The sequence below is a fragment of the Marinobacter mangrovi genome (assembly GCF_016798325.1).
Classification (GTDB): Bacteria; Pseudomonadota; Gammaproteobacteria; order Pseudomonadales; family Oleiphilaceae; genus Marinobacter_A; species Marinobacter_A mangrovi.
In genome coordinates this window covers 1002836-1026351 of sequence record NZ_JAERVO010000001.1, presented here as the reverse complement: position 1 = coordinate 1026351, position 23516 = coordinate 1002836, and the positions used below count along the sequence as shown (strand labels likewise).

The 23516-nt window shown below is 61.0% G+C and carries 17 protein-coding genes and 2 pseudogenes; all 19 read left to right on the top strand.

What is annotated here, in order from left to right; all coding sequences use genetic code 11:
• Positions 1-14 precede the first annotated feature (14 nt).
• The 19 genes and pseudogenes from leuB to cysG all read left to right on the top strand — a co-directional run bounded on the left by leuB (position 15) and on the right by cysG (position 23507).
• The gene (gene leuB / locus JL474_RS04555; RefSeq protein ID WP_203141084.1) at positions 15-1088 is read left to right on the top strand and encodes a 3-isopropylmalate dehydrogenase; all 1074 of its coding nucleotides are present in this window, start codon (positions 15-17) and stop codon (positions 1086-1088) included.
• Positions 1089-1207: 119 nt separating this feature from the next.
• A complete protein-coding gene (asd, locus tag JL474_RS04550; protein ID WP_203141083.1) occupies positions 1208-2323 on the top strand; it encodes an aspartate-semialdehyde dehydrogenase in 1116 nt (371 codons plus the stop codon).
• Positions 2324-2739: 416 nt separating this feature from the next.
• Complete coding sequence (locus JL474_RS04545) at positions 2740-5889, top strand: FimV/HubP family polar landmark protein (RefSeq protein WP_203141082.1); 3150 nt, start codon at positions 2740-2742, stop codon at positions 5887-5889.
• Between the two features lie 90 nt (positions 5890-5979).
• Entirely contained in the window at positions 5980-6885 is a 906-nt protein-coding gene (gene truA / locus JL474_RS04540; RefSeq protein ID WP_123634392.1) for a tRNA pseudouridine(38-40) synthase TruA, read from the top strand.
• Positions 6882-7502, top strand: coding sequence for a phosphoribosylanthranilate isomerase (locus JL474_RS04535; RefSeq protein WP_123634393.1), 621 nt, complete (start codon positions 6882-6884; stop codon positions 7500-7502). The genes truA and JL474_RS04535 overlap by 4 nt, the downstream gene beginning before the upstream one ends.
• A gap of 1 nt (position 7503) precedes the next feature.
• Complete coding sequence (trpB, locus tag JL474_RS04530) at positions 7504-8712, top strand: tryptophan synthase subunit beta (protein ID WP_203141312.1); 1209 nt, start codon at positions 7504-7506, stop codon at positions 8710-8712.
• Between the two features lie 18 nt (positions 8713-8730).
• Positions 8731-9543 (top strand): tryptophan synthase subunit alpha, encoded by an 813-nt coding sequence (trpA, locus tag JL474_RS04525; RefSeq protein WP_123634395.1) that lies wholly within the window; start codon positions 8731-8733, stop codon positions 9541-9543.
• A 53-nt stretch (positions 9544-9596) separates the two neighbouring features.
• Entirely contained in the window at positions 9597-10529 is a 933-nt protein-coding gene (gene accD, locus JL474_RS04520; protein WP_236011980.1) for an acetyl-CoA carboxylase, carboxyltransferase subunit beta, read from the top strand.
• Positions 10513-11778 carry a bifunctional tetrahydrofolate synthase/dihydrofolate synthase gene (gene folC, locus JL474_RS04515; RefSeq protein ID WP_203141081.1) on the top strand — a complete coding sequence of 422 codons (1266 nt, stop codon included), beginning with the start codon at positions 10513-10515 and terminating at the stop codon, positions 11776-11778. Before accD ends, folC begins: the two co-directional genes overlap by 17 nt.
• 150 nt (positions 11779-11928) lie before the next feature.
• Positions 11929-12606, top strand: coding sequence for an SPOR domain-containing protein (locus tag JL474_RS04510; RefSeq protein ID WP_203141080.1), 678 nt, complete (start codon positions 11929-11931; stop codon positions 12604-12606).
• A gap of 97 nt (positions 12607-12703) precedes the next feature.
• Positions 12704-13270, top strand: coding sequence for a CvpA family protein (locus tag JL474_RS04505; RefSeq protein ID WP_123634399.1), 567 nt, complete (start codon positions 12704-12706; stop codon positions 13268-13270).
• 6 nt (positions 13271-13276) lie between these two features.
• On the top strand, positions 13277-14800 hold the full coding sequence (gene purF / locus JL474_RS04500; protein WP_203141079.1) for an amidophosphoribosyltransferase: 1524 nt from the start codon (positions 13277-13279) through the stop codon (positions 14798-14800).
• A gap of 18 nt (positions 14801-14818) precedes the next feature.
• The gene (locus JL474_RS04495; RefSeq protein WP_203141078.1) at positions 14819-16042 is read left to right on the top strand and encodes an O-succinylhomoserine sulfhydrylase; all 1224 of its coding nucleotides are present in this window, start codon (positions 14819-14821) and stop codon (positions 16040-16042) included.
• A 24-nt stretch (positions 16043-16066) separates the two neighbouring features.
• Positions 16067-16615, top strand: a pseudogene (locus JL474_RS21765) (DNA translocase FtsK 4TM domain-containing protein); the annotation flags it as partial.
• A 471-nt stretch (positions 16616-17086) separates the two neighbouring features.
• Positions 17087-18670: pseudogene (locus tag JL474_RS21760) on the top strand (DNA translocase FtsK); the annotation flags it as partial.
• A gap of 14 nt (positions 18671-18684) precedes the next feature.
• Positions 18685-19326 (top strand): outer membrane lipoprotein chaperone LolA, encoded by a 642-nt coding sequence (gene lolA, locus JL474_RS04485; RefSeq protein ID WP_123634403.1) that lies wholly within the window; start codon positions 18685-18687, stop codon positions 19324-19326.
• Complete coding sequence (locus JL474_RS04480) at positions 19326-20678, top strand: replication-associated recombination protein A (RefSeq protein ID WP_203141076.1); 1353 nt, start codon at positions 19326-19328, stop codon at positions 20676-20678. Before lolA ends, JL474_RS04480 begins: the two co-directional genes overlap by 1 nt.
• A 137-nt stretch (positions 20679-20815) precedes the next feature.
• Positions 20816-22093: a serine--tRNA ligase gene (serS, locus tag JL474_RS04475; protein WP_203141075.1), complete on the top strand. Its 1278-nt coding sequence runs from the start codon at positions 20816-20818 to the stop codon at positions 22091-22093.
• Between the two features lie 43 nt (positions 22094-22136).
• On the top strand, positions 22137-23507 hold the full coding sequence (gene cysG, locus JL474_RS04470; RefSeq protein WP_236011979.1) for a siroheme synthase CysG: 1371 nt from the start codon (positions 22137-22139) through the stop codon (positions 23505-23507).
• Positions 23508-23516: the final 9 nt, after the last annotated feature.

The following is a 23516-nucleotide window of genomic DNA, read 5'->3' as shown; positions in this document are numbered from 1 at the left end:
AGGAAACCAAGGATATGAGTCAGTCTGTTCTGCTGCTGCCGGGTGACGGCATTGGCCCGGAAATCGTCGCTGAAGCCGAGCGCGTCCTGCATAAGGTCAACGAAAAGTTCGACCTGGGTCTTCATTTCGACCGTGCCGACGTGGGCGGCGCTGCAATTGATGCGACCGGCGTCCCTCTGCCGGACAGCACGCTGGAAAAGGCCCAGAAGGCCGATGCCATCCTGCTGGGCGCTGTCGGCGGTCCGAAGTGGGAAGGTCTGGAAATTGCCATTCGCCCGGAAAAGGGGTTGCTGGGACTGCGCTCGAACCTGGAGCTGTTCGCCAACCTGCGTCCGGCCATCCTGTATCCGCAGCTGGCCTCGGCCTCTTCGCTGAAGCCGGAAGTCGTCTCCGGTCTGGACATCCTGATCGTTCGCGAGCTGACCGGTGGCATCTACTTCGGCCAGCCTCGCGGCGTGCGCGAGTTGGATAACGGGGAGCGCCAGGGCTACAACACCTACGTCTACAGCGAATCCGAGATTCGCCGCATCGGCCGTGTCGCCTTTGAAGCCGCCCAGCAGCGCGGCGGCAAGCTGTGTTCCGTGGACAAGTGCAACGTATTGGAAGTGACCGAACTCTGGCGCGAGATCATGACGGATCTGGCGAAGGACTATCCGGATGTCGAACTGTCCCACATGTACGTCGACAACGCGGCCATGCAGCTGGTCAAGGCGCCGAAACAGTTTGATGTGATTGTGACCGGCAACATGTTTGGTGATATTCTTTCCGACGAAGCGGCCATGCTGACCGGTTCCATCGGCATGTTGCCGTCCGCATCACTGAATGCGGAAAAGCAGGGGATGTACGAGCCCTGCCACGGTTCCGCCCCGGACATTGCGGGTCAGGGCATTGCCAACCCGCTGGCGACCATTCTGTCGGCCGCGATGATGCTGCGGTACAGTCTGGGAGCGGAAGAAGCAGCGCAAGCCATCGAAACCGCCGTCAGTGCGGTGCTCGACAAAGGCCTGCGGACTGCGGATATCATGTCCGAAGGCGCCTCCCGCGTCAGCACCCGGGAAATGGGTGACGCGGTATTGGAAGCGCTTTGATCGGGTATGAATCATAGACCTGACGACGGCTGGATGTTGCCGCCGCAGGATCATTCATCCGGTCCGGTCCCTGCAAAAGGGGAAGCGGGCCGGCACAGAACGAGGTTCAAAAGTCGCACATGAAGCGAGTTGGACTTATTGGCTGGCGCGGTATGGTGGGCTCTGTCCTCATGCAGCGCATGCAGGAAGAAAATGACTTCGCGGACATCAATCCGGTCTTTTTCTCAACATCCCAGGCCGGTCAGCCGGCGCCCGATGTGGGCAAGGCTGATGTACCGGCACTCAAAGACGCCTTTGACCTGGACGCGCTCCGGGACATGGACGTCATCGTCACCTGTCAGGGCGGTGATTACACCAGCAAGGTTTTCGGACCGCTGCGTGAATCCGGCTGGGACGGCTACTGGATCGATGCCGCCTCCACGCTGCGCATGGCGGACCATTCCGTCATCGTCCTGGACCCGGTCAACCGCAACGTCATCGACGATGCACTGAACCGCGGCGTCAAGGACTACATCGGTGGCAACTGTACCGTGAGCCTGATGATGCTGGCCCTGGGCGGTCTGCTGGAGAACGATCTGATCGAGTGGATCTCTCCAATGACCTATCAGGCCGCTTCCGGCGCGGGTGCCCAGAACATGCGCGAGCTCCTGAACCAGATGGGGCAGTTGCATGGCAGCGTTTCCGATGAGCTGGCCGACCCGGGTTCCGCGATTCTGGAAATCGATCGCAAGGTCACTGAAACCATGCGTTCTTCCGGGTTCCCGACCGATAACTTCGGTGTGCCGCTGGCCGGCAGCCTGATTCCCTACTGCGACAAGCAGTTGGAAAGCGGGCAGAGCAAGGAAGAGTGGAAAGCGCAAAGTGAAACCAACAAGATCCTGGGTCGCAGCGACAGCCCGATCCCGATCGACGGCATCTGCGTGCGCATCGGCGCCATGCGCAGTCACAGCCAGGCGCTGACCATCAAGCTGCGCAAGGATATCCCGGTGAGCGAGATTGAATCGCTGCTGGCGAAGTCCAATGACTGGGTCAAGGTCGTTCCCAATGATCGTGAAGCCAGCATGGAAGAGCTGACACCGGCCAAGGTCACCGGCACGTTGAGTGTGCCGATCGGCCGCATCCGCAAGCTGGCCATGGGTCCGGAATACATTTCCGCGTTCACCGTGGGTGACCAGCTGCTCTGGGGCGCGGCCGAACCGCTGCGCCGGATGCTGCGGATTCTGCAGGAGCGCTAACGCGCCATTTTCACGTCGCGAAGGCGGGGTGGAAATGCTAACTGCGTCCCCTTTGGGGCGTTGAGTCAGGGGCGAAAGCTGCATTAGGCTTTCGCCCCTGTTATTTTTGGTGACAGAACTGATTTGTCTTTATTGCGGACAATCGGGTCAGAACCGGTTGTTTTCGGGGTGAAAAAAGGTATCGGCGAGTGAATTTTCGCCAGCTGAACAGCATCTTCCGAACATTTGTTTAACAACAATTACAAACAATATCGCTGATCGATTGATAAAGAGGGCTTTATCAACAATACTTTCGCAGACGTAATCCTCAGATCGACACTCGACAACAAGAAATGAAAGACGAAAGTCATCCAACCTCGTCCGAGTCTGAATTACAGACGGCAGTAACGAATAACGGAGACTGGTAAGGAAAAAGCATGAAGGTACGCAAACTTGCGGTTGCGCTGGCTCTGGTAGGAGGGCTCGGCTCAGGCGTTGCTAACGCGCTCGGGCTCGGCGAAGTGGAGCTTCAATCCTATCTTAATCAACCCCTCGACGCGGATATAGAGCTTCGCAACACAGGTGGTGTGGGCCCGAATGAGGTGTACGTCAATCTGGCGTCTCAGGAAGTCTTTGACCGGGTCGGTATCGATCGTGAATTTTTCCTTACCAATCTCAAGTTCAACGTGGCCACGGCACCCAATGGGCAGCTGGTCATCCACGTCACCACCAAACAGGCGGTTCGCGAGCCGTACCTGAACTTCCTGATTGAAGTCACCTGGCCAAACGGCAAACTTCTGCGCGAGTACTCGATGCTGCTGGATCCGCCGGTGTATGCGGAGAAGGTGGGTGACTCTGTCGCCCAGCCTGTCCAGGCGCCGTCCAGTCGCAGCCAGGCCAGTACGCCCTCCCGAGCGGCCGCGTCATCGCAACCGCGCCGGGCGAGCTCGCCGACTTCCAGCCCGTCTTCGCGTTCTGACGGTCGGACCTTCGGGCCCACCGGACCTTCGGACACCCTCTGGGGCATTGCGCTGCAAGTGCGCCCGGATGACAGCTATACGCCGCAGCAAGTCATGCTGGCGTTGCAGGACCAGAATCCCGATGCCTTTATGGACGGCAACATCAACCGTCTGAAGCGCGGCCAGGTACTGCGTATTCCAACCGCCGAGCAGATTGAATCGCGCACCAGCCAGCAGGCCTATCAGCAGGTTGTTGCACAGAACCAGGCGCTTAAAAAGCCTGCGCAGACGGTTGACGCAACCGGGCAGCAACCGGGGCAGGCGTCGTCGCAGCCGGCCCGAAGTGGTGACGAGTTGCGCCTGAGTGCAGGCAACGACTCCACCAGCCCGGAAAAAGGCGCTTCCTCGGGCGGAGCCGAAGGTGTTGCCGGTGGCAAGGAAGGCAGCACCGAAGTGGTGATGGAGCAACTGGACAAGGCCGAGCGCGAAAACGAAGAGCTCAACTCCCGGGTTGAGGATCTCGAAGCGCAACTGGCCACCATGCAGCGCCTTGTCGAGTTGAAGAATTCTCAGCTGGCCGAAATGCAGGCCCAGGCCGGCAAATCTGGTGAGACCGCCACAGCGGGGGCTGAAGGGGAGTCCGCAAGCTCCGCTCCGGCCGGCGCAGCTGATGCGGGCACCGGGTCTGAGTCAGCGTCTGACGCAGAAAAACCGGGGGCGCTGGAAGGCGAGCAAATGGCATCGACCGGCGGCGAGTCCGAGTCGGCGATGGCAGGCGGTGATATGGCCGCGGGCGATGAAGCATCGTCTGACGAAGGCATGATGGAACAGCCTGAAGCGTCCTCTGGCGAAGCCGAAGCGACAGCTCAGGCACCTTCTGCCGACGAAGAGGCGATGTCCGAAGAGCCGTCCGAGAACACGGCGGCTACACCGGCAGAAACTGAACAGCAAGCACCGAAGCCCGCAGAGCCGGCCAAACCGGCGGCCCAGTCGAGTGAGCCTGCGGTTGAGGACAAAGGTTTCGTCGGCAACATCGTTGAAGAGTTCAAGAATAACCGTCTGTATCAGATCGCCGGTGGTGGTGCCGCGATACTGGTCCTGTTGCTCCTCGGTCTGCTGGCCCGCCGCAATGCGAATCGTGAAAAGGCCTTCTACGAGCAACTCAACGAAGAATCAGCCCACGACGATGACCATATCGATCTGGGCGGTGAATCGGATCACGAAGAAGGCGAAGAGAAGGACGCTCTGGCGGAGGCCGATGCCTACATCGCCTATGGCCGTCACGACCAGGCTGCCGAGATGCTGGAATCAGCCATCTCCCGCGAGCCGAGCCGGACAGATCTGCGCCTGAAACTGCTGGCCGTATACGCGGAAAACGAAGACCGGGCGGCTTTCGAAAAGCAGTACAGCGAACTGGAAGCGCTGGACGACGAGCAGGCCATGGCCGAAGCTCAAGTACTTCATGATCGCCTTGAAGAAGCGGAATCCACGCCCAGCATTGACGATCTGGAATCGCAACTGCGTTCAGAAGTGAGCTCCCCGTCGACCGAAGAGACCACTGAGGACACGTTCGCCAGCCTTTACGGCGAGGCGTCCGAAACGTCTTCTTACGGCGAGGCGGAAGTTCCGTCGCAGGGCGAGCCCGAGACTGCGACCGACGAAGACCTGGATTTCGATTCCCTTGAGCTGGATGAAGAGCCGGTTTTCGAGGGCGACGAAGAGGCGCGCAAGGATTCGGATGCTCCGATCGAGTACGACATTTCCGATCTCGATTTTGAAGAAGAGGACATCGCAAGCACGGATGAGTCGGCCGAGCCGGAATCCAGTGCTGAGGAAGCTGCCGCTGCGGACGATCTCGACCTTGATTTCAATTTCGATGAAGACACCGAGCGCAAAGATGCGGCGGACGAACCGGAGCTGAGCGAAGAGGACTTCGGATCTCTCGAACTCGACGACAGTCTCCTAGAAGACGAAGGTTCGGCGGAAGCCGATCGTGCCACCAGTGATGACGAGCTGCCGCCGCTTGAAGAAGAGCCCGAGCTGACAACCGACGAGCAGGGCAATCTGGATGAGTCGTTCCTCGACGACCTGGATGCCGAGCTGGAAAAGGTGGCCAACGAAACCGACCAGGAGCCGGCTGAATCCGAAACTGCGGACACTCTGGACGAGCTGGAACTTGATGTTTCCGACGAGGATCTGGCCCTGATGGAAGAGGTCGCGGAAACGCCCACTGACGATCAGGAAGAGCCGCTGGCCGATGACGAGATTCCGGAGTTGGACGAAGAGCTGAACCTGGAAGATTCCCTGGCCGACGCGGATGACGAGGAGAATATCCCGACCGCCGAGGAGTCCGTCGAGGATGAGTCGACTGAATCGGAAGAAAAACCGGTGGCCGAAACTCGCAAGGAAAGCGACATGATGGACTTCGACGAAGCGTCGCTGGATGACGAAGACGACTTCGATTTCCTCGCCGGTACGGATGAAGCGGCTACCAAGCTGGATCTTGCCCGGGCCTACATCGAGATGGGCGATTCCGATGGCGCCCGCGACATTCTCGAAGAAGTGGCCATTGAAGGCAGTGACGACCAGAAGACGGAAGCTCAGGACCTGCTTAAAAACCTGGCCTGATCCGTTATACTGTCAGCACTGCTACGGAGCGCCGGAGGGATTCCCTCCGGCGTTTTTGTTTCCGCTATTCCCTGAATGGTTTAATCCACGTTGTTACCCACATCCGCAGAATTTGATCAGGATGCACCGATCGGCAATGGGCGGGTCGCCTTGTTGTTCGAATACGACGGCGCCGCATTTCATGGCTGGCAGCAGCAGAAATCGGGCGTGCCGTCCGTAGAAGGCCAGTTACAGCAAGCTGTGTCCCGGGTGGCCAATGAAACCGTGGATCTGGTCTGCGCGGGTCGCACCGATGCTGGCGTTCACGCCTCAGCCCAGGTCGTTCACTTCGAAACCCGGGCGGTGCGCAGCTACCGTTCCTGGATCATGGGCGTGAATACGGCTTTGCGAGGTGACATCGCCGTCCGTTGGGCGGGGCAGATGGCCGACGATTTCCACGCCCGCTTCAGCGCCATCAGCCGTCGCTACCGTTACGTCATCTTTAACCATCCGGTCCGGCCGGGCATCCTGCGCAACCAGGTGGCCTGGACATTCCGGCCGCTGGATGAGGAGCGCATGCATCAGGCGGCGCAGTCGCTCGTTGGCGAGCACGACTTCTCGTCATTCCGCGCTGCGGGTTGCCAGTCCCGGACACCGCATCGAAACGTGCACTTTATCCGCGTCACCCGCCATGGCGATTACGTCGTCATTGATATCCAGGCGAATGCCTTCCTGCATCACATGGTGCGCAACATCGCCGGCGCCCTGATGGCCGTCGGGAATGGCAAGCAGCCGGTGGAATGGATCCGTGAGATACTGGAGCAGCGGGACCGTCGGCAGGCGGACGTGACCGGTCCGGCCCACGGCCTTTACCTGGTGAGCGTGGGCTACCCCGAGGGATCGGGTATTCCCGGCGAGGCGCCCGGACCGGAGTTTATGCAGCCCTGGTTTACGCCGGAACAGCAGGCACTGGTTCAGGGGCCGGTCTTCAGGAAACAGTGGAGTGCGTCAGAATGAGAACCCGAGTCAAGATCTGTGGCATCACACGCCTGGAGGACGCTTTGGTGGCTGTCGAGGCCGGAGCGGACGCCATCGGATTCGTGTTTTACGCACCCAGCCCCCGGGCGATTGACGTTGCGCAGGCGGCCGCCATTGTTCGTGCCTTACCGCCGTTTGTCGAAACCGTGGGTCTGTTTGTTAACCCGGATGCCTCGTTTGTGCGTAACGTGATGGACAACGCAGGCCTGTCGCTGCTGCAGTTTCATGGTGATGAAGCACCTGCATTCTGTGAGCAGTTCGGGCGGCGTTGGATGAAAGCGGTACGGGTACAGACCCGGGCCGACATCGAGTCGGCGTATGACACATACAGCCAGGCCTCCGGCTTGTTGGTTGACGCTTATGACCCACAGCGATTCGGCGGCACCGGTCAGACATTCGACTGGTCGCTGATACCCGGTGAGCGTCCCAAACCCTTGATATTGGCCGGTGGTTTGAACTCTGCTAACGTAGCGGGCGCCGTGGAGGCCGTCAGGCCATGGGCGGTCGATGTCAGTGGGGGCGTTGAACGGGAGAAGGGGATCAAGGACCCGTCCCGGATCATTGAATTTATCAGAGAGGTGAACCGTGTCGGTTAAGCTGACTGAAGAGATGCTGCGTGCGTTGCCGGATACCCGGGGCCATTTTGGGGCCTACGGTGGTCGCTTTGTATCCGAAACGCTGATGGACTCGTTGATGCAGCTGGAGACCGAGTATCTCAAGCTGCGTGACAATCCGGAATTCCAGGCCACCTTTGACAAGGATCTGGCCGATTACGTCGGTCGCCCCAGCCCCCTGTATTTTGCCGAACGGCTGACCCGTGAAACCGGAGGGGCGCAGATCTGGCTCAAACGGGAAGATCTCAACCACACCGGCGCCCATAAGGTGAATAACACCATCGGTCAGGCGCTGCTGGCCAGCTTCCTCGGCAAGAAACGGGTCATCGCCGAAACCGGCGCCGGCCAGCACGGGGTCGCCACGGCTACCGTCTGTGCCCGTTTGGGCCTTGAATGCCACGTGTTCATGGGTTCCGAAGACGTCAAGCGTCAGTCATTGAACGTATACCGCATGAAGCTGCTGGGTGCGGAAGTTCATGCGGTCGAGAGCGGTACCAAGACCCTCAAGGATGCCATGAACGAAGCCATGCGCGACTGGGTCACCAACGTCGACGAGACCTTCTATATTATCGGCACCGTGGCCGGCCCCCATCCTTATCCCATGCTGGTGCGGGATTTCCAGGCGGTGATCGGTCGGGAGACTCGCCGACAGTCGCTTGAGCAGGCGGGCCGTCTGCCCGATGCGCTGGTGGCCTGCGTAGGTGGCGGCTCTAACGCGATTGGACTGTTCTATCCCTTCCTGACCGACGAAAGCGTCGCGATGTACGGTGTTGAAGCGGGGGGGCTCGGGTTGTCGTCGGGTCAGCATGCGGCACCGCTTTGTGCGGGGCGTCCAGGCGTATTGCACGGCAACCGGACCTATCTGATGGAAGACGAGAACGGCCAGATCGCCGGAACCCATTCCGTCAGCGCCGGCCTGGATTATCCGGGCGTGGGTCCCGAGCACAGCTGGCTCAAGGATGTCGGCCGGGCGCAGTATGTCTCAGTTACCGACGACGAAGCGTTGGACGGTTTCCGCAAGCTGACCCGCGTTGAAGGCATTATGCCCGCGCTGGAAAGCGCCCATGCGGTGGCTTACGCCACCAAGCTGGCCGCGTCGATGGACAAGGACCAGATGGTGGTGATCAATGTTTCCGGCCGCGGCGACAAGGACATCCATACCATCGCGCAGCTCGATGGTATTGAGATTTAACAGGATCTGGGGAAACGCATGAGTCGTATTCAATCTGTATTGCAGGCACTCAAGGGGCAGGGCCGAAAAGCATTGATCCCTTACATCACCGCCGGTGATCCGCACCCGGACCGGACCGTTGAGTTAATGCATACGCTGGTCGAAGCGGGCGCCGACATCATTGAGCTGGGCGTGCCTTTTTCGGATCCCATGGCCGATGGCCCGGTGATCCAGCTCGCCTGTGAGCGGGCGCTCGAACACGGCACGTCACTGCGCCAGGTGCTGGAGATGGTCAAAACGTTCCGAAGCCGGGATGACAAAACCGCGATTGTTTTGATGGGCTATCTGAATCCGGTCGAGGCGATGGGATACGAGGCGTTTTCCGATGCGGCGAAAGCCGCCGGGGTCGACGGCGTTCTGACCGTTGATCTGCCGCCAGAAGAAGCCGAAGACGTGGCGCCGCTGTTTGCCGAGCGGGGCCTCGACCCGATTTTCCTGTTGGCACCGACCACCACGGAAGATCGCATTCGCGCCATCAGCCAGCACAGTTCCGGCTACATCTACTATGTTTCATTGAAGGGCGTGACCGGATCGGCCCAACTGGATGTCGACGATGTGGCCGAGAAAGTCAGTCGCATCCATGCGCTGACGTCGGTGCCGGTGGGCGTTGGGTTCGGGATTCGCAATGCTGAAACGGCCGCGGCCGTGGGTCGGGTATCCGATGGTGTAATTGTGGGAAGTGTCCTGGTCGATACAATTGCCAAAAATCAGGACGACATTGAGGCGTTGAAGTCCTCTCTGGTCAACCTCCTGAAACCCATGCGCGAAGCCCTGGACGAACTGGCGTCCTGACCCGGGCTTCCGGCAGGTTCAGGCCCAACAGGAACGAACAACGGGAAGACATCATGAGTAACTGGCTGGACAAGATCATGCCGAGCATGATTCGCTCGGATTCCAAGCAGAGAACCAGCGTGCCGGAAGGGCTTTGGAAGAAATGTCCCAAGTGCGGTGCCTTCCTCTACAAGCCGGAACTCGACAAGAACCTCGACGTGTGTCCGAAGTGCCAGCACCACCTGCGGGTGACCGCGCGCCGGCGCCTGGATATCTTCCTGGACGAGGACGGTCGCGAGGAGATCGGCACCGATCTGGAACCCTGGGATCGTCTCAAGTTCAAGGACAGCAAGCGCTACAAGGACCGTCTGGCGTCAGCCCAGAAAGGCACCCGGGAAAAAGACGCACTGGTGGTTATGCGCGGCCGTACGCTGGGCCTGCCTTTGGTCGCCTGTGCCTTCGAGTTTAACTTCATGGGCGGCTCCATGGGGCAGGTGGTCGGCGAGCGCTTCGTGCAGGCGGTCAACGTGTCCCTGAAAGAAGGCATTCCGTTGGTATGCTTCTCTGCCAGTGGCGGTGCCCGTATGCAGGAAGCCATTCTGTCGTTGATGCAGATGGCCAAGACGGCTGCCGCACTGGAGCGAATGAAGCAAGCGGGCATTCCATTTATTTCGGTCTTGACCGATCCGGTGTTCGGCGGTGTGTCGGCCAGTCTGGCGATGCTGGGCGATCTGAATATCGCGGAACCTTATGCGCTGATCGGTTTTGCCGGTCCTCGCGTCATCGAACAGACGGTTCGGGAAAAGTTGCCGGAAGGCTTTCAGCGCAGTGAGTTCCTGCTGGAGCATGGCGCCGTCGACATGATTGTGGAGCGTCATGACATGCGCTTCCGCATCGCGTCCGTCCTGGCCAAGTTCACGGGTCAGGAAGCGCCGGAACCCGAGGAAGTGACGCGGGTCGTGGCCGACGGTGACGAAGCAGACATCCCCGATGCCCCGAGCGCCTGAAGCCGGAGCCACTGTCGATCAGTGGCTCGCCTATCTCGAAGCGCTGCATCCCACCGAAATTGAACTGGGCCTGGATCGGGTACTGCTGGTCCTGCGCCGCCTGTTCCCTCAAAAGCCGAAGGCACGCATCATCACCATTGGCGGCACCAATGGGAAAGGGACGACGGTGGCCGCCATCGAGCGACTCCTGCTGTCCCGGGGGCGTAAAGTCGGCGCCTATACGTCGCCGCATTTACAGCGCTACAACGAACGAGTCCGCCTGAACGGCGAGGACGTCTCGGACGTGGCGCTGGTCAACGCCTTCGAGACCGTCGAAGCGGCCCGCCGCCAGGTCAGTCTGACCTATTTCGAATACGGTACCCTCGCTGCTTTTGTGCTGTTCCGGGATGCGGGGATTGAGGACTGGATCCTGGAAGTCGGGCTTGGCGGCCGTCTGGATGCGGTCAATGTGCTCGATGCGGATCTCGCCATCATCACCTCCGTCGATCTCGATCACACCGCCTGGCTCGGCGACAATCGCGATCAGATCGGCTTTGAAAAAGCCGGAATCCTGCGCTATCGGCAGAACGCCATCTACGGTGAAGACGACCCGCCCCGGTCGGTATTGCAGCAGGCCGCGGCGCAGAAGGTTCAGCTTCACCGCTTCGGTGTGGACTACCGGCTGGAATCGGAGACTTCCGGGGTACGCCGGGTGACCACTGAAGACTGGCGCGTCAATTTGCCCGAGACCGGTTTGCCGGAGCGCAGTCTGGCGGCGGCGGTCCAGGCGATTCGTCGGCTCGAGCCCGACATGCCGCCCGAAGCGATTGGCCAGGCGTTGGCCGAGGTCCGTGTGGCGGGTCGTTTTGAGCGTTTGCTGACATCACCGGCACTTTACGTCGATGTGGGCCATAACCCGCACGCGGCCCGCTGGCTTCGTGAGCGGATCGATGCCCTGGCGGTCAATGGCGAGGTTCGGGCCGTGTATGCGTGTCTGTCTGACAAGGACACGGCCGGCGTCGTCTCGGCGATGGCGCCGGTGGTCGATCGATGGTTCCTGGCGCCTCTGGACGTCCCGCGTGGCCTGGATATCGAGGCGCTGGTCGAGCGGGTAGAGCCCGTATTGGGCGAAGGCGCTTTCATTGAACAGTCAGCCGGTGTGGCCGAGGCGATCGAGGCGGCCCGTCAGGGGGCGTCGGAAAACGACTGCATCATCGTTTTTGGCTCCTTCTTTACGGTGGCTGCTGCCCGCAGTGCCTTGTTGGACTGATGTAAACATTCCCGCCGTTTTAGGACGGTTCAGGCATGCATCCAGCGCGCCTTAAACTTCCGTCATTCTCGGCGTCTCGCTTTGTGTTCTGTAGCCGTGGGCGTTAGTATCCGGTCAGAATCTTCCCCCAAACAGAGAGGAACGCTTCCTGTGGATGGTCTGAAGCAGCGCATTGTCGGCGCCCTGGTACTGATATCACTGGCTGTTATCTTTGTCCCGATGCTGTTCGATGAACCGCACACAGAGCGAACCACTCAACAGATCAAATTGCCGGAAGAGCCGGCCTTCCCAAAGGTGGATATTCAGGACCAGGGTGGCCAGTCTCCGGTGACCACCGGCAGTGAGGGCGCCTCACAGGAAAGCGCTCCGGCCTATAGCATCGAAGAGCAACCTGAAGCTGCTGCGCCGACGGTTACATCGCCTCAACAGGACGGCGCCATGACCGAGCCGCAGCAAACGGCCTCCGCGCCTGAGCCGTCGCCGGAACCCGCTCCCACGTCTTCCAGCGAGCCTGCCAGCCAGGTGGCCACGGCGCCACAGCAAAGCGAGCCGGAACCGGCCGACGAGGCCGAATTCAAGCAGACCATGAAGGGCGCCTGGCTGGTGCAGTTGGGCAGCTTCGGTAACCAGAAGAACGCGCTGCGCCTGCGTGACGAGGTCCGGGACAAGGGGTATGCCGCCTACACCGAGAGCGTCAAGCGGGGCGATCTTACCCTGACCCGCGTCTTCTCCGGGCCTTTTGTCAGTGAAGATGAAGCCAATTCCGCCAAGTCTCAACTGGACAAGGCGTTCAAACTGAACAGCCTGGTGATGTCCGGCGATCAGTGAGAGGCGTGCAGCCGGTCTTCGCGGCGGTCGTCAAGGTTTGGTGTGCCCCGGTTTCCTGATAGAATCCGCGCTTCCTGAATTCGTTAGTGGGTCGACCATGAACGCGCTGATCTGGATAGACTGGGTCATCATTACCATCATTGCAGTTTCGACCCTGATCAGCCTCAAGCGCGGGTTTGTCAGGGAGGCGCTGTCGCTCGTCACCTGGATTGCCGCCTTCATTATTGCCCGCACGTTCCATCCGCAGATGCAGATGCTGCTGGAGAGTACGGTGGAAACGCCGTTGGTCCGGCTAATCGCTGCCTTTGCGATCCTGTTTTTTGGTACCCTGATCGTGGGTGCTGTTATCAATAATCTGATTGGTCAGCTCGTCGTTGCGACCGGCCTGTCCGCCACGGATCGTGTGCTGGGGATGGGGTTCGGTTTGCTGCGCGGGCTACTCGTCGTGATTGTGGCCATCGCCTTTGTCCGCTACACGCCGCTTTCCCAGGATACCTGGTGGAAACAGTCGGTGATGATCGGGCGTCTGGCAATGGTCGAGCAGTGGTCCCGGCGCATGCTGGGCGATGAATTTGAACGTTTCCTCGGACCCGCTGACGACCCTGCCAAGGCGGTTCAGACGCAACCGGGCAACGAAGCCATGATTTCTGTACTGGAGAAGTAAACACCCATGTGTGGCATTGTCGGTATCGTAAGTACCTCTAACGTCAACCAGTCGCTCTACGACGCGTTGACGGTCCTTCAGCACCGGGGGCAGGATGCGGCCGGCATCGTAACCTTCCAGGACGAACGCTTTTACCTGCGTAAAGACAACGGCCTGGTTCGCGACGTGTTTCGTACGCGGCACATGCGCCGCCTCGTGGGTAACGTGGGGATCGGGCATGTACGCTACCCGACGGCTGGTTCGTCCAGTTCTGCCGAAGCCCAGCCGTTCTATGTCAACAGCCCATACGGCATCACGCTGGCCCACAACGGCAACCTGACCAATGCGGATGACCTCAGCCGGGACCTGTTCCGCACCGACCTGCGTCACATCAACACCAATTCCGATTCCGAGGTGCTGCTGAACGTTTTTGCCCACGAGCTGCAGAAGCTGGGCAAGCTGAATCCCACCAAGGATGAAATTTTTGCTGCCGTCAGCGCCGTCCACGAGCGCTGCCGCGGTGCCTATGCGGCCATTGCCATGATCACCGGTTATGGCATCGTGGGTTTCCGGGATCCCCGGGGCATTCGTCCGGCGTGCTACGGCGTGCGGGAAACCGAAGCCGGCAAGGAATACATGATTGCCTCCGAGAGCGTCGCGCTGAACGCGGCGGGCTTCAAGCTGGTTCGTGATATTGAACCGGGCGAGGCGGTCTATATTGAAACGGACGGCACAATTTACACGCAGCAGTGCGCCCGAGAGCCGCACCTGATCCCGTGCATTTTCGAGCACGTCTATTTTGCCCGCCCGGATTCCATCCTGGATAAAGTGTCGGTCTACAAAGCGCGCCTGCGCATGGGGGAGACCCTCGCGGACAAGATCCTGCGTGAGCGCCCGGATCACGACATCGATGTGGTCATGCCGATTCCCGACACCAGCCGAACCTCGGCCATGCAGATGGCCCACCGGCTGGGCGTGAAGTTCCGTGAAGGCTTCATCAAGAACCGTTATATCGGCCGGACATTCATCATGCCGGGCCAGAAGATGCGCAAGAAGTCCGTTCGCCAGAAGCTGAACCCGATCGATCTGGAGTTCAAGGGCAAGAACGTCATGCTGGTGGACGATTCCATCGTACGCGGCACCACCTGCGAGGAAATCGTGCAGATGGCCCGTGACGCCGGTGCGCGCAAGGTTTACTTCGCCTCGGCGGCACCGCCCGTGCGTTACCCCAATGTGTACGGTATCGATATGCCGGCGGCCAGCGAGCTGATCGCCCACGACCGTACCGTCGAGGAAATCCAGAAGCTGATCGGGGCGGACTGGCTGGTGTACCAGGATCTGGAAGATCTCATCACCTGTGTCAACGACGTGAACCCCGAAATCGAGGCCTGGGAGTGCTCCGTTTTCGACGGCAACTACATCACCGGCGATATTGACGCCGCCTATCTGGCCAACCTGGAAACCCAGCGTGGTGAGAGCAACAAGGCGAAGAAAAACCCGGAAATGTCGTCTGACAACGCCATTATCGATCTCCACAACGACGAAGACTGAATCACGGGGCCGAAGGCGATGAGCAAGATCCGCGAAGAGCACGCATTGATTCCGGAATCCGACCTGGAAGGGGTTTCCGTGGATACGCTGGCCGTGAGGGCAGGGCAGATCCGCACGGCGCAACTGGAGCACAGTGACGCCATTTTCCCCACCTCAAGCTTTGTCTATGGCAGTGCGGCCCAGGCGGCGGCTCGGTTTGGCGGGGAAGAGCCGGGGAACATTTATTCCCGTTTCACCAACCCCACCGTTCAAGCCTTCGAAGCCCGCATCGCGGCGATGGAAGGCGGCGAGCGTGCGGTTGGAACCGCTTCCGGTATGGCCGCCATCCTGAGCACCTGCATGGCGTTGTTGCAGTCCGGCGACCACGTGGTCTGTTCCCGCGGTGTTTTTGGAACGACGAACGTGCTGTTCCAGAAATACCTGGCCCGGTTCGGGGTCGAGACGACGTTTGTCAGCCTGACGGATATGGACGCCTGGCAGGCGGCCGTGCGCCCGGAAACCAGGATGCTGTTCCTGGAAACGCCGTCCAATCCGCTGTGTGAGGTGGCCGACCTGCAGGCGCTGGCCGATCTGGCCCACGCCAACGACGCGCTGTTCGTGGTGGATAACTGTTTCTGCACGCCGATTCTGCAGCGTCCGTTCGAATACGGCGCCGACATCGTGATCCATTCCGCCACCAAATACCTCGACGGCCAGGGCCGTTGTATCGGCGGTGTCGTGATTGGCTCCAATGCGCTGATGGAAGAAGTGTACGGGTTCATGCGCTCGGCCGGGCCGAGCCTGAGTCCATTCAACGCTTGGGTTTTCCTTAAGGGGTTGGAAACGTTACCAATCCGTATGCGCGCCCATTGCGCCAGTGCGTTAGAGTTGGCGCAATGGTTGGAGCAACATCCTGCAGTCGAGCGTGTTTTTTATGCGGGCCTGGCGTCACACCCTCAGCATGCCCTGGCGAGCAAGCAGCAGAAGGGATACGGCGGGGTCCTGTCTTTCCGCGTGAAGGGCGAGCGGGCCGAAGCCTGGCAGGTGATCGATGCCACCCAGATCGTTTCCATCACTGGAAACCTGGGCGACACCCGTACCACCGTCACTCATCCGGCGACCACGACACACGGCCGGCTTTCGCCGGAGGACAAGGCGGAAGCCGGGATCACCGAAAACCTGATCCGGGTGTCGGTGGGCCTGGAAGACATCGACGACCTGAAGGCGGATTTCGCCCGAGGGTTGGACGCATTGACGCGCTAACAACAGAAGGAAGCCTGCTCTGAAATGAGCCGTAGCCAGTCCATGTCAGAACGAAAAAAAGCCGGGCAAGAGACCCAGCTGACAGAGAAGCAGCAGCGCTTCCGTACATTGCTTGCCCAGGGCGGGCGCGAAGGCGCGTTGATCGCCCTGATTGCGCTGTGCATCTATCTGCTCATGGCGCTGGTCAGCTACAGCGCCAGCGACCCGGGGTGGGCGAGTGTCGGCCACGAGGTGTCGGTCTCCAACTACGCCGGGCGCACCGGTGCCTGGATCGCCAGCCTACTGATCGACTTCTTCGGTCAGGTGGCGTTCCTGTTTCCGGCCATGGTGGCGTTCTACGCCTTTTTGCTGGTCAAGCACCGCAATGACTCTGTTGAGTTGCACTGGCCGCTTTTCCTGCTGCGTTTCGGCGGCTTCATCCTGATCCTGCTGAGTGCCACCAGTCTGCTGTCCCTGTATTCCATCATGGGGCTGGATGCCAGCGCCGGTGGCGTGCTCGGGGTCGAGGTGTCCGATGCCATGGTGGGCGCGTTCAACCTGCCGGCCGCAACGCTGGTACTGGTGGCCATTTTCCTGTTTGCCCTGACGGTCTTTACCGGGCTGTCCTGGTTCAGTCTGATGGATTCGCTGGGCGACTACACCCTGCGTTTTGCCGAGTGGATCAAAGCCAATTTCAACAGCGACGCCGAGCCCTCCGACGACGACACGCCGCAGCCCGCGAAGAAACCCGAGCCGGCGCCCGCCCGTCGCGAACCGCCGCTGGTCAACGACCGGGTTGCCGGGGAAGACGACGACAAGCTGTCGCTGCTGCAACGCATTCGCGGTTGGTTCCGCCGCAATCGGTCTGACGACGAAGAATACGAGCCTCTGCCGGCCCGGATTGAGCCGAGTGTCGACGGCCTGGCCGCGACGGCTCGCCTGGACGCGCCGGCAGAAGCGGGTTTTTCCGCCACCGATGACGAGCCTGCGCCCACGCCGCGTCCGGCCGCACGTAAAGCCGCTCCGGAACAACCGGCGCCTGATGCCCGCAACGTAAAGATTTCGCCGTTCAAGCGGAAGGACGAGGGGCCCAAAGACAAGAACGCCAAGCGTCAGCCGTCGCTGTTCGACGACATCGACAGCCCGTTGCCGCCGCTCACGCTGCTGGACCCGGCCGATCCCCACAAGAAGAAGGGCTATTCCAAGGAATCGCTGGAGCACATGTCCCAGCTGCTCGAGGAAAAACTGTCCGACTTCGGGGTCAGCGTTGAAGTGGTCGAGGTCAATCCGGGGCCGGTCATCACCCGCTTCGAGATCAAACCGGCGCCGGGCGTGAAGGTCAGCCGTATTTCCAACCTGGCGAAGGACCTGGCGCGCTCACTGGCGGTGATCAGTGTGCGGGTGGTGGAAGTCATTCCGGGCAAGTCCGTGGTCGGCATTGAGATCCCCAATGAAGAACGGGAGATGGTGCGCCTGCGTGAGGTGCTGTCATCACGCGCGTTCGAGGAATCCAGTTCGCCGTTGACGCTGGCGCTCGGTAACGACATTGGCGGCAACCCGATGACCGCCAACCTGGGCAAGATGCCGCATCTGCTGGTGGCCGGTACCACCGGTTCCGGTAAGTCGGTGGGCGTCAACGCCATGATTCTCAGCATGCTGCTGAAAGCCACGCCGGACGAAGTGCGCTTCATCATGGTGGACCCGAAGATGCTGGAATTGAGCATCTACGACGGCATTCCCCATCTGTTGGCCCCGGTTGTCACCGACATGAAGGAAGCCGCCAACGGTCTGCGTTGGTGTGTGGCCGAGATGGAACGCCGTTATCGGCTGATGGCTGCGCTCGGGGTCCGGAACTTGGCCGGTTTTAACCGCAAGGTGAAGGATGCCATCGAGGCGGGCGAACCGATTCCGGACCCGCTGTGGAAGCCGGACGAGCATCTGGAAAACGGCGAAGAGGATCGACCCGCACTCGAGCCGTTGCCCTTTATCGTCGTGGTGATCGACGAATTCGCCGACATGATGATGATCGTCGGCAAGAAAGTGGAAGAACTGATCGCCCGGATCGCCCAGAAGGCTCGGGCAGCCGGTATTCACCTGATCCTGGCGACACAGCGTCCGTCGGTGGACGTGATCACCGGCCTGATCAAGGCCAACATCCCGACGCGGATTTCGTTCTCGGTGCAATCCAAGATCGACTCCCGGACGGTGCTGGACCAGGGTGGCGCCGAGCAGCTGCTCGGTCATGGCGACATGCTCTACCTGCCGCCGGGCTCCGGTCTGCCCGTGCGGGTTCACGGTGCGTTTGTCGACGATGACGAAGTGCATCGGATCGTCAGCGCCTGGAAGGACCGGGGCGAGCCCGTTTACGTGGACGACGTGCTCAACGGCGCCGAAGGCGAGAAGCTGCCGGGGGTTCCGTCGCTGTCCGAAGGCGGCGGTGACAGCGAGGGGGATTCGCTCTACGACGAAGCGGTCGCCTTCGTGACCGAAGGCCGTCGGGTCTCCATTTCCTCCGTGCAGCGTAAATTCAAGATTGGCTACAACCGCGCGGCCAACCTCGTCGATGCCATGGAAGCTTCAGGTGTCGTCAGTGCCGCCGGTCACAACGGTGCCCGGGAAGTGCTGGCACCGCCACCCCCGCGAGACTAGGAGTTGTTAATCGCATGAAGACGTTTATGGGCCGCGTGTCGGCCGTTCTGGCTGTCCTGCTGATCAGTACATCACCGGCTTGGGCCGACGCCCAGGCGGCCAAGGCGCTGGCCAGCAAGCTGGAAAAATACCGGACCTACCAGGCCAATTTCATCCAGGTCGTGGTCGACGGTACGGGTAGCAAGGTCCAGGAAACCCGCGGCAACCTGAAGGCCAAACGTCCGGGGCTGTTTTTCTGGGAATCCAAGAGCCCGTTCTCACAAACCATTGTGGCCGATGGCAAGAAGGTGGAAGTCTACGATCCGGACCTGGAGCAGGTCACCGTCAAGCCGATGGACAAACAGATGTCCTCAACACCGGCGCTCCTGCTCAGTGGCCAGGTGGACAATCTGGAAGAGGCCTATGAGGTCTCCCGGGATGAGGAAACGGCGGGCGCCGACGACTTCATCCTCAAGCCCCGCAGCCAGGATTCCCTGTTCCTGTCCCTGCGCCTGCGGTTCCGGGATGACGTCCTGTCCGAGATGCGCCTGCGGGATTCCCTGGATCAGGTGAGCGTCCTCAGCTTCCAGGACGTGAAGGTGAACCAGTCCGTGAATGACAGTGTGTTCCACCTGGATTACCCGGATTCCGTGGACATCATCAAGAGCGCCCAGTAATGCAGAGCGGCCTGTTCGAGGAGACGCGCGGCTTCCAGCCGCTGGCATCCCGGATGCGGCCGCGCACGCTGGCCGACTACGCCGGGCAGCCGCATCTGGTGGGGTCGGGCAAGCCGCTGCGTCGCGCCGTTGAGGACGGCCAGCTGCACTCCATGATCCTGTGGGGCCCGCCCGGCGTTGGCAAGACCACCTTTGCCAAGCTGCTGGCCGACACTGCCGAAATCGCGTTTGAGAGCCTGTCCGCCGTTCTCAGCGGCGTAAAGGATATCCGTGACGCGGTCGAGCGGGCCCGAAACCGGAAACAGGTGGAAGGCCGCGACACGCTGTTGTTCGTGGACGAGGTCCACCGCTTCAACAAGAGCCAGCAGGATGCTTTCCTGCCACACATTGAAGACGGCACCGTCATCTTTGTTGGTGCCACCACCGAGAATCCCTCGTTCGAACTGAACAGCGCCTTGCTCTCGCGCACGCGGGTCTATGTGCTCAAGAATCTCGAAGCCGACGACTTGAAAGCGTTGTTGCGTCGGGCATTGAGCAGCGAGGCGGGCTTGGCCAATCGTCTTCAGGTGTCCGAAGATCTCCTGGATATCATCGCCACGGCGGCTGACGGCGACGCCAGACGCGCCCTCAACCTGCTGGAAGTCGCCTCCGATCTGGCTGAGCCCAACGACGAAGGAGTCGCCGAATTGACCGAATCGGTACTCGAGCAGGTCATGCAGTCGAGCCTGCGCCGCTTCGATAAAGGCGGCGATGTGTTCTACGACCAGATCTCGGCGCTGCACAAATCGGTGCGAGGGTCCGATCCGGACGGTGCGCTGTACTGGATGTGCCGTATGCTCGATGGCGGCGCCGATCCCATTTACGTCGCCCGTCGCCTGGTTCGCATTGCCAGCGAGGATATAGGCAATGCCGATCCCCGGGCCCTGCGATTGAGCCTCGATGCCTGGGATACCCAGGAGCGGCTGGGTTCACCGGAAGGCGAGTTGGCGCTGGCCCAGGCCGCCACCTATTTGGCGTTGGCGCCAAAAAGTAACGCCGTTTACAAGGCCTATAACCAGTGTGTGGCGGCGATCCGGCAGCAGCCGGACTACGAGGTGCCGGTCCATCTGCGCAATGCGCCGACGTCGCTGCTCAAGTCAATGGGCCATGGCGCCGAATACCGTTATGCCCATGACGAACCCGATGCCTTTGCCGCCGGTGAAGCCTATTTACCCGAGGCGATCCATGGGGTACGTTATTACGATCCCGTGCCCCGCGGACTGGAAATCAAACTGCGGGAAAAACGGGAACGACTCGATGCCCGCAACGAGGCGAGTACCGAGCAGCGTTATCCGTCCCCGAAGTCGTCCTGATCCCGTCCTGAAACCGGTCATCGCACACAGAGTCGGTGTCCCCGGTGGTACAGGAATTTCCTGAAGGTATACTATGCGCAACGTCAGCGCCGGCGTTGCACGGTGCGTTCTATTCACCCGAAGTTAACAGGACGATCATGCTCGATCCCAAACTTGTTCGAAGCCAGACTGAAGACATTGCACGGCGCCTTGCCGTGCGCCACTACACCTTCGACGTCGAGACCTTCCAGTCCCTGGAATCCCGTCGCCGTTCCCTTCAGGTACGGACCGAAGAGCTTCAGAGTGAGCAGAACAAGCGATCGAAGTCCATCGGCAAGGCCAAGGCCGCCGGCGAGGATATCCAGCCGCTGCTGGCAGCGGTCGATGACCTGAAGCGCCAGCGTAGCGAGGCCGAAGACGAGCTGCGCCAGCTTCAGGCCGAACTGAACGACTTCCTGTCCGGTATTCCCAACGTGCCGGACCCGTCCGTGCCGGAAGGCGAGGACGAGGACGACAACGTCGAAGTGCGCCAGTGGGGGACGCCCGCTGAGCTTGATTTCGAGCCGAAGGATCATGTGGACCTGGGACAGGCCATTGGTGGTCTGGATTTCGACGCCGCAGCGCGCCTGGCCCAGTCCCGCTTTGCCGTCATGCGTGGCCCGATTGCCCGGCTGCACCGGGCACTGGCCCAGTTCATGATCAACACGCACGCGGACGAGCACGGCTACAGCGAGACCTATCTGCCGTACCTGGTGAATGCCGACACGCTGTACGGGACCGGGCAGCTGCCCAAGTTCGAGGAAGACCTCTTCCGCATGGACGGCGACAACCCGTTGTACCTGATCCCGACCGCGGAAGTACCGGCAACGAACCTGGCGGGCGACACCATCATCAAGGCCGAAGAGCTGCCGTTGCGGATGGTCTGCCATACGCCGTGTTTCCGCAGCGAAGCCGGTTCCTACGGCCGGGACGTGCGCGGCATGATCCGCCAACACCAGTTCGACAAGGTGGAACTGGTCCACATTGTCCGCCCGGAGGATTCCGAGGAAGCCCTCGAGACTCTGACCGGTCACGCCGAGGCCATCCTGCAGAAGCTGGAACTGCCTTATCGCGTGGTCGAGCTGTGTGGCGGTGACATCGGCTTCTCCGCCGCCCGGACTTACGACCTGGAAGTGTGGCTGCCGGGGCAGGGCAAGTACCGGGAGATTTCCTCCTGCAGCAACACCCGTGATTTCCAGGCTCGCCGTATGCAGGCGCGCTGGCGCAATCCGGAGACCGGCAAGCCGGAACTGGTGCATACCCTGAACGGGTCCGGTCTGGCGGTGGGACGGGCACTGATCGCCGTGATGGAAAATTACCAGCAGGCGGATGGCAGCATTCGCGTGCCCGAGGTCCTGAAGCCTTACATGGGCGGACTGGATGTCATAAAGCCTTGAGACCATCGGCCGACGCAGGTGGTCAAGGAACGGAGAGATAGAGTTGAGCCTGACAGTTTCCCTTCGCATTGACCAACCTGTTGTCGGCTGTCTCGGCAGTGGGCCGCGGCTGCTTGCCAAGGCCCGTTATTGCGCCGATCAGGGCGCCCGCGTGGTCTGGCTTGGTCATGACAGCCTGCCTGACGAGGCGCCCGCGTCCAGCGAATGCCGTCCTGGGCCGGCCAGCGATACCGTTCTGTCATCCGACGACTTTGGTCTGGTCCTGATCGATTCCGGGGATGCGGGCCGCGATGAGCGATGGTTGTTGCAAATCGCCACCGACGTGCCGGTCTGGATGCCGGGGAATCACCCCCGGGCCCGGGTTCAGTTCCCCGCGACCGTCCAGCGGGGCCCTCTGCGGGTCACCGTCGATACCGGAGGCCGCTGGCCGACGGTCGCCAATTGGTTGCGCCAGCGTCTGGATACGCTGCTGCCGGAAGGCCTGACCGATGTCCTGCAAGCCATGTTGGCCAAAGGCGATCTAAATCAGGTTCTCGACACGCCACACCAACGCCGCGGGTTCTGGTACCGTCTGCTGGACAGCCCGCTGGTCAGTCGCGCCCATCAGATGTCGGCGGAGGCCATCAACCGCGAGCTGGATGCCGAGCTCCGCAGTGCCGAAGGCCGTGGCCCGCAAGGTGAGGTCTTCCTGGTTGGTGCCGGTCCCGGCGACCCGGATCTGCTGACCCTCAAAGCCTTGCGCGTGATTGCCCAGGCCGACGTGGTGCTTTACGACCGGCTGGTGTCCCGGGAAATCCTGAGCCGGGTGCGTGCCGACGCGGAAATGATCCACGTTGGCAAGCAACGGTCCAGGCACACGTTGCCCCAGGAAGAGATCAACCAACGCCTGGTCGAACTGGCTCAGGAAGGTCGCACAGTGGTGCGACTCAAGGGCGGGGATCCGTTTATCTTCGGCCGCGGCGGCGAAGAGATCGAAACGCTGGCTGAAGCGGGCGTGCCATTCCAGGTGGTGCCCGGAATCACGGCCGCGTCGGGCTGCTCGGCCTACGCGGGCATTCCGCTGACTCACCGGGATTACGCGCAATCCGTTCGCTTCGTGACCGGCCACCTGAAGAACGACACCTGTGAGTTGCCCTGGCGGGATTTTGTTCAGAGCAACCAGACGCTGGTGTTCTACATGGGGCTGGTGGGTTTGCCGATCATTGCCCGCGAGCTGATGGCCCACGGTATGGCGCCGTCGATGCCGGTAGCGCTGGTATCAAAAGGCACTACGCCGGAGCAGGTGGTCGTCACCGGAACGATCGATACGATCGCGGACAGGGTGGCCGCCAGCGAGGTGAAAGCGCCCACGCTGATCATTATCGGTGACGTCGTGAGTCTGCGGGACAAGCTCGATTGGATTGCCCGGAGCTAATCAACGCTT

Bases quoted from the DNA above. Each gene is read 5' to 3' on its own strand.
- leuB (WP_203141084.1), top strand. From the start codon at position 15: ATGAGTCAGTCTGTTCTGCTGCTGCCGGGTGACGGCATTGGCCCGGAA.
- asd (WP_203141083.1), top strand. From the start codon at position 1,208: ATGAAGCGAGTTGGACTTATTGGCTGGCGCGGTATGGTGGGCTCTGTC.
- JL474_RS04545 (WP_203141082.1), top strand. From the start codon at position 2,740: ATGAAGGTACGCAAACTTGCGGTTGCGCTGGCTCTGGTAGGAGGGCTC.
- JL474_RS04535 (WP_123634393.1), top strand. From the start codon at position 6,882: ATGAGAACCCGAGTCAAGATCTGTGGCATCACACGCCTGGAGGACGCT.
- trpA (WP_123634395.1), top strand. From the start codon at position 8,731: ATGAGTCGTATTCAATCTGTATTGCAGGCACTCAAGGGGCAGGGCCGA.
- accD (WP_236011980.1), top strand. From the start codon at position 9,597: ATGAGTAACTGGCTGGACAAGATCATGCCGAGCATGATTCGCTCGGAT.
- folC (WP_203141081.1), top strand. From the start codon at position 10,513: ATGCCCCGAGCGCCTGAAGCCGGAGCCACTGTCGATCAGTGGCTCGCC.
- JL474_RS04505 (WP_123634399.1), top strand. From the start codon at position 12,704: ATGAACGCGCTGATCTGGATAGACTGGGTCATCATTACCATCATTGCA.
- purF (WP_203141079.1), top strand. From the start codon at position 13,277: ATGTGTGGCATTGTCGGTATCGTAAGTACCTCTAACGTCAACCAGTCG.
- JL474_RS04495 (WP_203141078.1), top strand. From the start codon at position 14,819: ATGAGCAAGATCCGCGAAGAGCACGCATTGATTCCGGAATCCGACCTG.
- lolA (WP_123634403.1), top strand. From the start codon at position 18,685: ATGAAGACGTTTATGGGCCGCGTGTCGGCCGTTCTGGCTGTCCTGCTG.
- JL474_RS04480 (WP_203141076.1), top strand. From the start codon at position 19,326: ATGCAGAGCGGCCTGTTCGAGGAGACGCGCGGCTTCCAGCCGCTGGCA.
- serS (WP_203141075.1), top strand. From the start codon at position 20,816: ATGCTCGATCCCAAACTTGTTCGAAGCCAGACTGAAGACATTGCACGG.